The organism is Streptomyces sp. NPDC022552, assembly GCF_055561875.1.
In genome coordinates, this window is record NZ_JBVHGJ010000001.1 from 109,375 (window position 1) to 121,225 (window position 11,851).

12 protein-coding genes are annotated in these 11,851 nt (G+C 70.4%); 4 read left to right on the plus strand and 8 right to left on the minus strand.

The window, feature by feature from the left end:
- Positions 1–30: 30 nt before the first annotated feature.
- Entirely contained in the window at positions 31–867 is an 837-nt protein-coding gene (locus ACZ3OF_RS00545) for a DUF4097 family beta strand repeat-containing protein (RefSeq protein WP_467301843.1), read from the minus strand.
- Between the two features lie 309 nt (positions 868–1,176).
- Positions 1,177–1,740: a hypothetical protein gene (locus ACZ3OF_RS00550; protein WP_467301845.1), complete on the minus strand. Its 564-nt coding sequence runs from the start codon at positions 1,738–1,740 to the stop codon at positions 1,177–1,179.
- A 220-nt stretch (positions 1,741–1,960) separates the two neighbouring features.
- On the opposite strand from ACZ3OF_RS00550, the gene ACZ3OF_RS00555 reads away from it, so the two are divergent.
- On the plus strand, positions 1,961–2,215 hold the full coding sequence (locus ACZ3OF_RS00555; RefSeq protein WP_361667144.1) for a DUF6479 family protein: 255 nt from the start codon (positions 1,961–1,963) through the stop codon (positions 2,213–2,215).
- 79 nt (positions 2,216–2,294) lie between these two features.
- On the opposite strand, the gene ACZ3OF_RS00560 is transcribed toward ACZ3OF_RS00555, so the two are convergent.
- Positions 2,295–2,864, minus strand: a complete 570-nt coding sequence (locus tag ACZ3OF_RS00560) for a MepB family protein (RefSeq protein ID WP_467301847.1) — start codon at positions 2,862–2,864, stop codon at positions 2,295–2,297.
- 86 nt (positions 2,865–2,950) lie between these two features.
- On the opposite strand from ACZ3OF_RS00560, the gene ACZ3OF_RS00565 reads away from it, so the two are divergent.
- The gene (locus ACZ3OF_RS00565) at positions 2,951–3,265 is read left to right on the plus strand and encodes a hypothetical protein (RefSeq protein WP_361667140.1); all 315 of its coding nucleotides are present in this window, start codon (positions 2,951–2,953) and stop codon (positions 3,263–3,265) included.
- A 612-nt stretch (positions 3,266–3,877) separates the two neighbouring features.
- Positions 3,878–4,945 carry a terpene synthase family protein gene (locus ACZ3OF_RS00570; protein ID WP_467301850.1) on the plus strand — a complete coding sequence of 356 codons (1,068 nt, stop codon included), beginning with the start codon at positions 3,878–3,880 and terminating at the stop codon, positions 4,943–4,945.
- 116 nt (positions 4,946–5,061) lie between these two features.
- Here the strand turns inward: ACZ3OF_RS00570 and ACZ3OF_RS00575 are convergent, their stop codons facing one another.
- From ACZ3OF_RS00575 to ACZ3OF_RS00595, 5 genes are read right to left on the minus strand one after another with little or no spacing between them, the layout of a single operon-like run.
- Positions 5,062–6,492: a cytochrome P450 gene (locus tag ACZ3OF_RS00575; RefSeq protein ID WP_361667136.1), complete on the minus strand. Its 1,431-nt coding sequence runs from the start codon at positions 6,490–6,492 to the stop codon at positions 5,062–5,064.
- The gene (locus ACZ3OF_RS00580; protein WP_361667134.1) at positions 6,489–7,112 is read right to left on the minus strand and encodes a GTP-binding protein; all 624 of its coding nucleotides are present in this window, start codon (positions 7,110–7,112) and stop codon (positions 6,489–6,491) included. Before ACZ3OF_RS00580 ends, ACZ3OF_RS00575 begins: the two co-directional genes overlap by 4 nt.
- Positions 7,093–7,449 (minus strand): DUF742 domain-containing protein, encoded by a 357-nt coding sequence (locus tag ACZ3OF_RS00585; protein WP_467301854.1) that lies wholly within the window; start codon positions 7,447–7,449, stop codon positions 7,093–7,095. The genes ACZ3OF_RS00580 and ACZ3OF_RS00585 overlap by 20 nt, the downstream gene beginning before the upstream one ends.
- Positions 7,446–7,835 (minus strand): roadblock/LC7 domain-containing protein, encoded by a 390-nt coding sequence (locus tag ACZ3OF_RS00590; RefSeq protein ID WP_260230769.1) that lies wholly within the window; start codon positions 7,833–7,835, stop codon positions 7,446–7,448. The genes ACZ3OF_RS00585 and ACZ3OF_RS00590 overlap by 4 nt, the downstream gene beginning before the upstream one ends.
- Positions 7,836–7,855: 20 nt before the next feature.
- Positions 7,856–9,334, minus strand: a complete 1,479-nt coding sequence (locus ACZ3OF_RS00595; RefSeq protein WP_467301856.1) for a sensor histidine kinase — start codon at positions 9,332–9,334, stop codon at positions 7,856–7,858.
- Positions 9,335–10,167: 833 nt separating this feature from the next.
- Between ACZ3OF_RS00595 and ACZ3OF_RS00600 the strand changes: the two genes are divergently transcribed.
- Entirely contained in the window at positions 10,168–11,844 is a 1,677-nt protein-coding gene (locus ACZ3OF_RS00600) for an NAD(P)/FAD-dependent oxidoreductase (RefSeq protein ID WP_361667130.1), read from the plus strand.
- The last annotated feature ends 7 nt before the right edge of the window (positions 11,845–11,851 follow it).

The window sequence follows — 11,851 nt, forward strand, 5'->3', positions numbered from 1 at the left end:
TCGACGTGGTGAGTCGTGGCGACGGAAGGGTCAGGCGCGACGGATCACGATGTCGCCGACGCCGGTGCGTGCGTGGATCTCGACGGTCTCGTCGGTGGTGGAGGGGCCCTCGGCGGCGTCGAGCGCGTTGCGGACGGTGCCGACCCGGGAGTTGACGTCCAGCCAGGCCGCGGTGGACCGGCGGATGCCGATCTCCACGTTGCCCGCGGAGGTCCGGAGCCGGACCACACCCCGGGCCACCTCGTCGACACGGACGCTGCCGTTGGCGGCCTTGGCCTCCACGGAGGCGTGGGCGACGCCCACCGTGATGCCGCCGTTCGAGGAGTCGGCGCTCAGATCACCGGTGACCTCGCCGATCGAGGTGTCGCCGTTGCTGTTCCTGACCGCGGCCGTGCCCGCGATCTCCCCGATCTCGATGCGACCCGCCCCGTGGATCTCGGCCTTGCCGACGGCCCGTTCGACGGCGATGCCCCCGTGCCCCGTACGCAGGTCCGTGTCGCCCGCCTCGGTGAGCCGGATGTCGCCGAGCGAGGTCGTGACCCGGCAGGCCCCGAGCGGACCCTCGCAGGTGTAGTTCCCCATGGGGGAGGTGCTCCGGAGGTCCGACCCGGCGGGCAGCTCGACGGTCACGTCGATCGATCCGTGTCTGCCGAAGAGGGAGCGGTTCCTGGGCCCCTTCACGGTCAGGACACCGTCGGCGTACGTGACCTCGGTCTCCTGGGCCGCTCTGACGTCCACCTCCTCGCCGCCGTTGCTCGGCCGGACCTCGACGACCGTGCTCGTGCGCTTGCCGGCGGCGATCCGCACGGTGCCGACCTCGAACGTGAGGGACGCGGTGATGGGCTGGGGCGTGTCGTAAGAAGGCATGGCTGTCTCGTCCTCTGGGCTCTGTCGGATGTGGCTACGGAATCGGCGGACCCGTCGCCCAGCAGGTGGCGCCGCGGGTGCCATTTATGGCGCCAGGGCGTGAGCATCGCAACGGCGGTCGCTGGAAACGACCTCGACCGTGCGATGGAGCTGCTGGACCTAGCGGGTCAGGTCCATGAGCAAGATGATGGCACCAATTTGGCGCCATAGCAAGTTGACATGGCGCCAGATTGCGCCATATGGCGTCATGGCGCGGCCGCGCGGGTGGGGTGCCCTCGCGCCGACGGACCCGCCCGGCCCGTCATCGGCTCAACGGGACCGTGAGCCGGAAACCGGGTGATGTTCCTCCGTGGCCGATGGCGCCAGCTCCGCGCCGAAGACCTCGGCGGAGCGGCGTCGCCGGATGTCGTCCAGGGTGCGGGACTGTTCCTCCGCACGGGCGAGGAGCCTGTCGAGGTCAGTGGTGTCGAAACCGGAGCGGGTTTCGGCCAGTGCGCGTAGTGCCCGCCAGCACGCCGCCTTGCCTTCGACGCCGAGGAGCATGGCTTCGAGCTCCACCACGTCGCTGAGTGGCGAGCGGGAGAGAAGTCTGCCGTTCAGCTTGAGCCGTCCCACCTTCTCCCCGATCCTGCCCACGATCTCGCGCAGGGGCTTAACGGGAACGTCGAGGTCGCGCATGATTCCGCGCAGGCTCCGCTGGTCCTCCTCGATCTGGCGCGCCACGGCATCCAGGGCCTGCCCCGCCCCCGTGTGGCGCTGCCCGTCGACGATGCGCCGGATCAGGCGTACACCGGCGGCCGAGCCTGCGAGGTGGTCGTTCAGGTACAGGGTGAGGAGCGGTCCCGGCGGGGTCTCGGGCTTCTCGTCGCGCATGGCGCTGCCTCCGTTCCGGGCCCTTCCGCGCCCTTCGCGCGCCCGGCCTCGGCGCGCGGTGTCACCGGCGTTCTCGTGACTCGGCGACTCTCCCCTTCCGGCAAGACCAAACAAGCGGCGTCCGGCGCACGGGGGCGCCATCCGTCCCGGCGGCGTTTGCGGGCGCCGGGACGGGACAGACGCGGTGGGCAGCACCCAGACCCGTTCGAGAGAGGCGATCATGACCGCATCCACCGCCATCACAGCGACACCTGCTCTCGCGGCATCGGCAGGATCCAACGCCATAGTCTTCGCCGTCGTCATCGGCGTGGTGGTCGTCGCACTCCTCATCGCCGCGTTCTGGTGGGGCAGCCGCCGTGTCGCTCGCCGGCGCCGCCCGGCCGGCGACCCCACACAGACGAACGCCACAGCGCCCCGCGACGACTCGTGGACCACCCCCGAAGCCGACCGCGACCTGGGGGACTCCCGTCGCTGACGGAGCCTCTCCGACGACCTGACGCCCGTACGGACGGAGGGCCGAGACGCCCGATGGGGCGTGGGTCGGCGCCGTCGCGCTACGGGCGGTAGAGCTCTCGGGCGCGAGCGGGGTCGACGGGCCCGCTCCGGTCCAGGGAGAGGAAGTGGTCCAGCTGCCAGGCCTGAGTGCCGGCCGCCTGGCGGTTGGCGGTGGTCACCCAGGGCGGGTACACGCGAAAGGCCCGCTTCCCGCCGGAACCCTCGACCGATACGACGCCGCGTCGGCGGAGCACGTCCATGGGAAGGACGAACTGGCCGAAGTGGTGCCGGTCGCGGCAGCTGATGACGAAGAGATCGACGGCGTCCGTGACGTCGAAGGGCTGGATGGGCCCACCCGGGGACCTCTTCCACACGGTGACGAACTGGCCGACCTTGGTGGGGGTCGTCCGGGCTGCGCGGAACCGGACGGAGAGCCCGTCGAGGGTGAAGGCGTGAGCGGCGTACTCGGCACTCTCGGGTTCGGGAACCGGCTGCGAGCAGCGGAAACCGCACGGGTCGTAGACGAGCTCCTTCGCGGCCCGGAGATCACTGTGGGCCGGGCCGGCGTCCGACCATGGTTCGGGCCCGCCGGCGTGCGGGGCGGACGAGCAGGCGCGGATCGCTGTCATCCGTCCACCCTGTCACAGGGCGTGGGGGCCACCGTTCCGGGCAACGCCTGCCCCGGGTCGGCGCCCCTTCCTCCTACGCTCGGCACATGACCGAGAACGAGATCCAGCTCAAGGCCATCGCGGCACTCACGGCTCTGCGTGGCGGTGTCGGGACGGAGTACGTCTCCGACCTGCTCGGCGAGGTGATCCCGACGCAATTCCTCGTCCCGGCCACCGAGGAGGCGGCGGAGGTGAGTCTGGCCGTCCTGAACCAGCTCTCCGAACCACTGAGCGCCCTCATCAACGGCTTCGTCCTGGCCTTCGAGACCGTCGCCGACGCATACGACCGGACGGCCCCCGAGACACCCACCGACGCGATCCTCCAGGCACTCGCCCTGGACATCGCGCGCGACTCCGACTGACTCGACCGGGGCGGACGGTGCCGATGTGGTGCGCGTACGTCCACGAGGGCCGGCTGCTGAGTGGCTGCAACCCGCTCCTGGCCGCCTCGTGGGGCTACGAGAGGGTCGACGGCGGTCCCGCCGCAGGCGGCCGTGGGCAGAGGCTGCTCACGGCCGCCGACCTCCCGGTCGTCCCGCTGGAACCGGCCCAGTCCACAGCCGGGTGCGGCTGGCGGGATTTGGTCGATCATGGCCTGCTTTGGGATCGAATTTGAGCCAAATCCGAACAGAGGGATCGTTTCTTTCTGTACAAACCTGCTCTGATCGTGGCCGAGGACGGCTGTACGGGGTTGTCGGCGGACCTCACTGGGAAGGTTGGGAGCGCCAATTGACCGGAAACCGCTCGTCGCCCGCCGTCACGGCGGTAGCGGCTCGTCGGACTCCGGCCCCCGGCCGGCCGACACGACTCTCGAATGTGCAGCGCGTTCACGTCCTCGCCTGTTGCGGTGGGTTCCCTCACGCACCCACTGACATGTCGTCAACTCCCGGCATCTGGAGCTGCCTTCGCATGGCGTCCTGTTCGCGCTCGTGGTCCGCACACCGATGTGCGCCGAAAGGGAGGATAGGGATCCCATGACAGTGCAGGACATCGAACTTCCCCTCCTGCGGATGCCGTTCCCGGTGCGGGTGAACCCGTATCTGCCGGCCCTGCGCGAGGAGGCCGAGACGTGGGCGCGCGAGACGGGGATGCTGGCGGGCGGCAACGTGCCGGCGGCCCGGCGGCCGATCTGGACCCGGTCCCAGTTCCACGCCATGGCCGTCGACCAGCTGACCGCCTGGACGCTGCCCGATGCCTCGCCCGCCGCCCTCCGGCTCAATCACCGGTTCAACCTCTGGGCCCTGGCCTGGGACGACTACTTCGCCGCCGCCTTCAAGCAGACGGGCGACCTCGCCGGCGCGCAGGTCTTCACCGTCCGTCTCCACGCCTTCCTGCCGCAGGAGCCGGGCGCCTGGTTGCCGGAACCGGCCAATGCCGTCGAAAGGGGTTTGGCCGACCTCCAGCACCACCTGTTCCCGCCGAGCCTCGCGCACTGGCGGCCGGCGCTCAACGGGGCCCTGGCGCGCTACATCGACGCGGGAGTCCAGGAACTGGCCAACAGCCTCACCGGCCGCGTCCCGGACCTCATCGAGTACGCCCAGTTCCGCCGCGAGAGCTTCGCCGCGTACACCGCCCCGTACTCCGTCGAACTCTCCACCGGCGCGCGGATCCCGGAGCAGATCCGGCACAGCCGGACCGTCCGCGCCCTGCTCGACGCGTTCATGGACTACATGGGCCTGGCGAACGACATCGCCTCCTACCAGCGGGAAGTCCATGACGAGCACGACGTCAACAACCTCGTCGTCGTCCTCGGAACCTCCCTGGGCATCAACGTCCAGGAGGCGATGGATGCCGCCGCCGATCTGGTGACGGCCCGGCTGCGCCACTTCGAGCACCTCGTCCAGAGCGAACTGCCGCCGCTCGTCCGGCGATCCGGGCTGAACCACGGCGAACGGACGGAGCTGGAGGCGTGGCTCGGTGGAGCCTGCAGCTTCCTGTCCGGCCTCCACGCCTGGTACACCGGTGCGCCCCGCTACGCCCCCGGCGGCTCCATACCGGAGCAACGGACACCCTCCACGGCGCCCGCTCGGGAGTGGTACTAGTCGGCGTCCCGAGGGGCGGTACGGCATGAAGCCGGCGCCCGCCCCTGCTTCCGGAGGGGGCTGCCGGCTCACGCCGTCCGGCAGCCCCTCGGTCGTGCACTCGGCTCCGGCACGCCCTACGCGGACCGGCTCATCCGCAGCAACCGCCGCAGCCGCGTCCGCCACGAGGCACGCGGTGCGGATTCCGGCCACCGGGGTGCCGCGGGCATGGCGCTGGTCGGCGGCGGCGGTACCGGCAGAGGCGCCGGCGCATCGCGGATCTCCGGAACACGGGGGGCGAACTTGACGGGCAGCGACGTCAGATGCCGGGACCACGTGGAGGAACGCCAGCTGAGCTCGGACTCGCGGACGGCCAGGCTGATGTCGGGAAGCCTCGTGAGCAGGATGTCGATGCCGGTGTCGGCGATGACACGGCCGATGTCCTGACCGGGGCACTCATGGGCACCCGCGCTGAAGGACAGGTGGGCGCGGTTGTGGTGCACCCGGGTCGAGGGATCCTGGCGGACGGCCTGATCGACGTTGCCGGCGGCCAGGCCGAGCAGCAGCATGTCGCCCGCCTTGATCTCCTGCCCACCGAGCGAGGTGTCACCCGTGGCCCAGCGACCCGGGCACACCATCAACGGCGGCTCGTCCCACAGCACTTGCTCCACGGCTTCCGGCAAGGTCATCTGACCGCCGGCCAACGACCCGCGGAACCGGGGGTCGGTGACCGTCATCCGCAGCACGTTGGCCATGAGATTGGCGGTCGTCTCGTAGCCCGCGAGCAGGATGAGACGCAGGTGGTGCTGTACCTCCTCGTCACTGAGCCCGGCCGGGTGCCCCATCAGCACGGACGCGATGTCCTGCCCGGGCTGGGCCCGCTTGGCGGCGACGAGCTGCTCGAGGGTCTCCAGCACGTACGCGTTGCTGGCGAGCGACGTCTCGGTGGCCTTGAAGAGGTCCCGGGCGGCGTGGACGAGCTTGGGAGCGTCCTCGTCCCGCATGCCGAGCAGGTGCGTGAGCACGAGCATGGGCAGCGGCTCGGCGAACTCGCCGACCAGCTCCGTCCTGCCGTTCTGGCAGAACTCGTCGATCAGCTGGTGCGCGAAGCGGGTGATGTGGCGGCGGACTCCTCGCAGGTCGAACTGGTTGAGGCCGGCCGTGACCGCGCCCCGCAGACGCTGGTGCTCCTCACCGTCCGCGCACACGCAGTCGGGCCGCCAGCCGATCATCGGTACGAGCGGCGAGGTCTCGGGGTCGATCTCGCCGCTCTTCCAGCCGTGCCAGGTGCGGGGGTCACGGGAGAACTGGGTGGAGCGGGTGGCCACATCGCGGTTCTCGAGGTAGCCCAGGACGAGCCAGGCGCGTACGTCCCCTTCGAGCAGGACGGGCGCCACCGGACCGTGGGTGGCACGCAGCTTCTCGTACAGACCCATGGGGTCGTTCACGGCTTCGGGACCGTGGAGCCGGGTCACGCCCTCGGCTCCCGTGGCGGTGTGGGCCGGGCAGCCCGGGGGCGGGACGAGCCCCGGTTCCGTAGTGGTGTGGTCGGTGGGCGGGACAGTCATACGGACTCCTGGGCGGCGGCGAGGGTGCACAGGTAGCCCATCAGCGAGAGCAGGGCGTCGCGGCTGGACGACCGCTCGCGGGCGTCACAGGTGATGATGGGCACGGATTCGTTGAGGGCCAGCGCGGTGCGCAGTTCGGCCACCGGATGGTGTGGCGCCTCGGGGAAGGTGTTGACAGCCACGATGAAGGGAACGCGGCGGTCTTCCAGACGGGTGATGATCTCGAAACAGACTTCGATCCTCCGGGTGTCGACGAGGACCACTGCGCCGAGCGCGCCCTCGAAGATCCCGTTCCACAGGAACCAGAAGCGCTCCTGGCCCGGCGTTCCGAAGAGGTAGAGGATCAGCTCCTCGTTGATGCTGATCCGGCCGAAGTCCATGGCGACGGTGGTGGTGTTCTTGCCCTCCGCGCCCGGGTTGTTGTCGATCCCGACGCCGGCCTGGGTCATGGTCTCTTCGGTGGTCAGAGGCGAGATCTCGCTCACCGCCCGGACCATGGTCGTCTTGCCGACCCCGAAGCCGCCGACAATGACGACCTTGACGCCCCTGGCGCCGTGCGGCAGAAGCACATCCGTGCCGCTGGGGCCGGCGGCGGGTGCGTCAGAGATTACGTAGTCCATGGATCACCGCCTCCAGAAGGCCGAGTTCGGGGACCGCAGCGACAGGAACAGGGGCGATGGCCTCGACGCGCCCGTCCTCGACGAGCCGGGAGAGCAACGCCGTGAGCACACTGAACGGAAGGCTCAGATACGCGGATATCTCGGCCACCGACAGCGGGTACTCGCACATGGCGAGGATCGCCGCCTGCTCGGGCTGCATGGCGGGTTCGGGTGCGGACCTCGATGTGATGAGGGTGACCAGGTTGAACGCCTTGGCCGAGGAACCCGAGCCACCGGAGATGACATAAAGCGGAACGGGACTGCCTTCGTCCCATGAGTTCTGGTGCTCTGATGTCACATCGCCTGCCCGACGTCATCCCGTGGCGGGCTGGTCATGTGCTGGCCGATCCGGAGCACGAGCGTACGCATGCGGTCGCCCAGCAAGCCCGCGTCCACCTCCTCGTCGGCCAGCACCGCGAGGTAGGCCCCGGGGCCCGCCGCCATGAGGGAGAAGTAACCACCGTCGACCTCGATCCCGACCATGCGCGTCGAGCCGTCTCCGTGCGGGAACTTCTGCGCGATTGCCTTCGCCAGGCTCTGCATGCCCGAACAGGCGGCGGCGATCGCGTCAGCCGTGTCGGTCTCCGTGTTCGCTTGGCCGATGCACAGACCGTCCGACGACAGCACGACCACGTGTCGCACGTACGGGACGCTGGCCGCGAGCTCCTTGAGCATCCAGTCCATGTTGGGCAGTGGCGTCACGGTTACTCATCCTCATCTGATGGCTCGCTGGTCGGGACGGACGGGTCGGTGCCGGATCTCTTCTCGCCGCTGAACGCCTCCCACATCAGGCCGGGCTGCCTGGCCGCGCCGGCCCTTCCGGAGGAGGGCGGAGCGGCGGGGGGCTGGGGGGTTGTACGGACCACGGGCTTCGGGACGGGCGACTCCCGTCGCCGCTGCGGCAGCCCGTTGACGGTCTGCTTGACCTCGCCGGAATCCCCTGCGGTCTCGCGCGTCATCATCGGCCTCGGCACGATCGGCGCGCCCGCACGATGCGGCGTGATCGGTCCGCCCGTCCGCTTCGGCGCGAACTGGTGGAGTCTCTGCGGAGGTTGTTCGACCGTGGTGATCAAACGGCGCGGTACGAGCACGACCGCCCGTACTCCTCCGTAGGCGGAGGGGCGCAGGTCGACGTCGAGGCCGTGCTCGCGGGCCAGCCGGGCGACGACCGGCAGGCCGAGCTGGGTCGCCTCGCCGAGGTCGGCCAGATCCAGGCCGGTCGCCGCCTGTGCCATCACGCGGTCGATGCGGTGGCGGACCTCTTCGGTGAGTCCGACACCACGGTCCTCGATCTCGATGGCGATACCGGACGGCACCTCGCTCGCGCTCACCTCGACGGGCGTGTGGGGCGGCGAGAAGGTCGTGGCGTTGTCGAGCAGCTCGGCGAGCAGGTGGATCAGCGGCTCGGCTCCCTGGCCGATCACCGCCACCTCCGTCACCGACTGCAACCTCACGCGGGGATAGTCCACGATGCGGGACATGGCCCCCCGCAGGACGTCGTAGAGCGGGATCGCCTTCGACCACTGGCGACCGGGCCGGGCATCACCCAGGACCGCGACACTGGCGGCGAGGCGCCCGATCAGGGCGTTGCGGTGGTCGATGGCCTGGAGGCCGTGGGAGACCACGAGATCCGTGCCGTGCAGGATCTGCATGTCGTGGAGGTCCTTGGCCAGCTGGTGCACGATGGCCTGGACCCGTCGCGCGATGGCCACCATCGCCTGCTGCGAGGAGTCCCGGGTGTGCTCCTCGGCCTCCACCGCCTCCAGGAGCGCCCGCAGAGCCGCCCGGAGGGCGTCGGCGAACTCGCTGTCGATGTGTTCCCCGAACGTGACGGCCTGCAGGATCTCCGAAGCGGGGTCCCCCTTCTGCAGCCGGGCGACGGCCGCGGGGAGGAGCTGTTCCGCGAGCCATTTCGTGGTGGCCCGCTGATCGGAGAGGCGGCCGAACAGAGCGGCTTCGCGTTGCGCGTAGTACTGCTGGAGATCGGCGGTCGCCCGTGCGTGCCAGGCATCCTCCGCCGCGCGTGCGCGGCGCGCCGTCTCAGCCGAGGTGAGCGCCGCCAGGACGACGGCGACGAGACCGCACCAGACGACCGGTGTACGTATCTGCGCGGGGACGAAGATCAGCGCTATGCCGCAGGCTCCGGCCAGAACACTGGGAGGGATGAGCCATGCCGGAGCCATTGCACGTGGCAGGCCTCCAGGGGTTGAAGCTGTACGAACCATCGAGGGTCCCTAAACAGTCTGGAATGAGTGGACTGGGGGTGGTGCGGCGCGCCGGCGGGAACGGTCGGGGCGTCGTGCGGCCGGGCACGTGTGCTGTCATGGGTGCCCCCGAGGGGCCGGTACGAGATCGCATCGGTGCTCTCGCCTCCCTACGGCCAGGCTCCATCCGTCCGCGACACAACGCACGGTGACTCGTCGTGAGCGCAGCGCAACACGCAGGGGAGAATAGTCAGTTCGGGTACGCCATGTGACCTTGCTGGAACGGGAACCTCCGCGTTGACCGACCTGGGCCCACATTTGATCGACCGCTGCCATGACACGCACTGCAAACGCACGGAATCGACCACATCCGACGGCCTGTTGGGCACGACTCCCGGCTCCGTGGCCCGTCGCCTGCCGCCGGGGGGCGTGCGCGCCGGGAGATCGCCGGCTCGGGGGCTCGCTGGGGACATGTCCTCTCGTCATCGGCCGGATCGCGCGTGACCGGATGCCATGGTTCAGGCGCACCGGGGGGGCGCCGCGCCAGGCCGTCACGCGTGGCGACACCGGCCGGGAGATGGACCGCGACGGTCAACAGCCGACCCCTCCGGCTCACCCGTTCAGACGAGGGAGATTCCCGTCCTTGACGGAGGGGAGCCTTCCGCGACCGCGCCGCAGATTGCCTCCCAGGTCACCTTCGGCGCACGGGCGCCGTCTGTCGGGGCGTTCCCGCGCGGGGGAACATACGATGGACGGGAGCCGGCGGGCAGCTCCGTCGTGCCGGCTGTCCCGTGCAGGCAGGGCGGAGGAGCATGGCACCGGCCACCGACGCAGCGCGGACCGTCATCCTGACGGTGGACGACGACCCGGGGGTCTCACGTGCCATCGCCCGAGACCTGCGTCGCCGCTACGGCGGCGGGTACCGGATCGTGCGTGCCGAGTCCGGCGACTCCGCTCTGGAGGCACTGCGCGAGCTGAAGCTCCGCGGCGACCTGGTGGCCGTGATCCTCGCCGACTACCGCATGCCGCAGATGAACGGCATCGAATTCCTCGAACAGGCCCTCGGCGTGTACCCGGGGGCCCGGCGCGTGCTGCTGACCGCCTACGCGGACACCAACGCGGCCATCGACGCGATCAATGTCGTCGATCTCGATCACTATCTGCTCAAGCCCTGGGACCCGCCGGAGGAGAAGCTCTACCCGGTCCTGGACGACCTCCTCACCGCCTGGCGCTCCAGCGACTACCGGCCGGTACCCGAGACCAAGATGGTCGGGCACCGCTGGTCGGCGCACTCCTCGCGGGTACGAGAGTTCCTGGCCCGCAACCAGGTGCCCTACCGCTGGTACGCGTCCGACGAGCCGGAAGGGCGGCGGCTCCTCGAGGCGGCCGGTACCGACGGCCATCGGCTGCCCCTCGTCCTGACGCCGGACGGAACGGTGCTGATCGAGCCGGAGGCGCCGGAGCTGGCCGCCCACGTGGGGCTCGCGACCACGCCGGCCGCGGACTTCTACGATCTCGTCGTCATCGGCGGCGGCCCGGCCGGGCTGGGCGCCGCGGTGTACGGCGCGTCCGAAGGGCTTCGGACCGTGCTGGTCGAGCGTTCGGCGACCGGCGGACAGGCCGGTCAGAGTTCCCGCATCGAGAACTACCTGGGCTTCCCGGACGGCGTCTCCGGCGCGCAGCTCACCGATCGCGCCCGCCGCCAGGCGACGCGCTTCGGTGCCGAGATCCTCACCGCGCGCGAGGTCACGGGGCTGGAAACCGGCGGCACGGCGCGCGTCGTGCGCTTCTCCGACGGCTCGGCGGTCGCCGCGCACAGCGTCGTCCTGGCGACCGGTGTGTCCTACCGGCACCTCCCGGCGCCCGGCTGCGACGACCTGACCGGCCGCGGGGTGTACTACGGCTCCTCCCTGACCGAGGCGTCCGCCTGCGAGGGCCAGGACGTGTACATCGTCGGCGGCGCGAACTCCGCCGGGCAGGCGGCGGTGTTCCTGGCGCGGGGCGCGAAGTCGGTGACGCTCCTCGTGCGCGGGGAGTCCCTCACGGCGTCGATGTCGTACTACCTGGTGCAGCAGATCGAGGAGGCGCCGAACATCACCGTGCGGCCCCGTACCGTCGTGGAGTCGGCCCACGGTGCGGACCACCTGGAGCGGCTGACCCTGCGGGACGCGGTGACCGGCGAGAACGAGGTGGTCGACGCCCAGTGGATGTTCGTCTTCATCGGAGCCGCCCCGCTGACCGACTGGCTCGACGGGACGGTGCTGCGCGACGAGCACGGCTTCATCCTGGCCGGACCCGACCTCACGCCGGACGGGCGGCCGCCGGCCGAGTGGGAACTGGACCGGCCGCCGTACCACTTGGAGACCAGCGTGCCCGGTGTGTTCGTGGCGGGCGACGCACGGGCCCAGTCCGCGAAGCGCGTCGCGTCCGCCGTCGGAGAGGGAGCCATGGCCGTGATGCTCGTCCACCGGTATCTGGAGCAGTCATGAGCGATCG

Coding starts and splice junctions, on each gene's coding strand:
- ACZ3OF_RS00555 (WP_361667144.1), top strand. CDS start 1,961: ATGACCGCATCCACCGCCATCACAGCGACACCTGCTCTCGCGGCATCG.
- ACZ3OF_RS00565 (WP_361667140.1), top strand. CDS start 2,951: ATGACCGAGAACGAGATCCAGCTCAAGGCCATCGCGGCACTCACGGCT.
- ACZ3OF_RS00590 (WP_260230769.1), bottom strand. CDS start 7,835: ATGGACTGGATGCTCAAGGAGCTCGCGGCCAGCGTCCCGTACGTGCGA.
- ACZ3OF_RS00600 (WP_361667130.1), top strand. CDS start 10,168: ATGGCACCGGCCACCGACGCAGCGCGGACCGTCATCCTGACGGTGGAC.
- ACZ3OF_RS00570 (WP_467301850.1), top strand. CDS start 3,878: ATGACAGTGCAGGACATCGAACTTCCCCTCCTGCGGATGCCGTTCCCG.
- ACZ3OF_RS00560 (WP_467301847.1), bottom strand. CDS start 2,864: ATGACAGCGATCCGCGCCTGCTCGTCCGCCCCGCACGCCGGCGGGCCC.
- ACZ3OF_RS00595 (WP_467301856.1), bottom strand. CDS start 9,334: ATGGCTCCGGCATGGCTCATCCCTCCCAGTGTTCTGGCCGGAGCCTGC.
- ACZ3OF_RS00580 (WP_361667134.1), bottom strand. CDS start 7,112: ATGGACTACGTAATCTCTGACGCACCCGCCGCCGGCCCCAGCGGCACG.
- ACZ3OF_RS00545 (WP_467301843.1), bottom strand. CDS start 867: ATGCCTTCTTACGACACGCCCCAGCCCATCACCGCGTCCCTCACGTTC.
- ACZ3OF_RS00550 (WP_467301845.1), bottom strand. CDS start 1,740: ATGCGCGACGAGAAGCCCGAGACCCCGCCGGGACCGCTCCTCACCCTG.
- ACZ3OF_RS00575 (WP_361667136.1), bottom strand. CDS start 6,492: ATGACTGTCCCGCCCACCGACCACACCACTACGGAACCGGGGCTCGTC.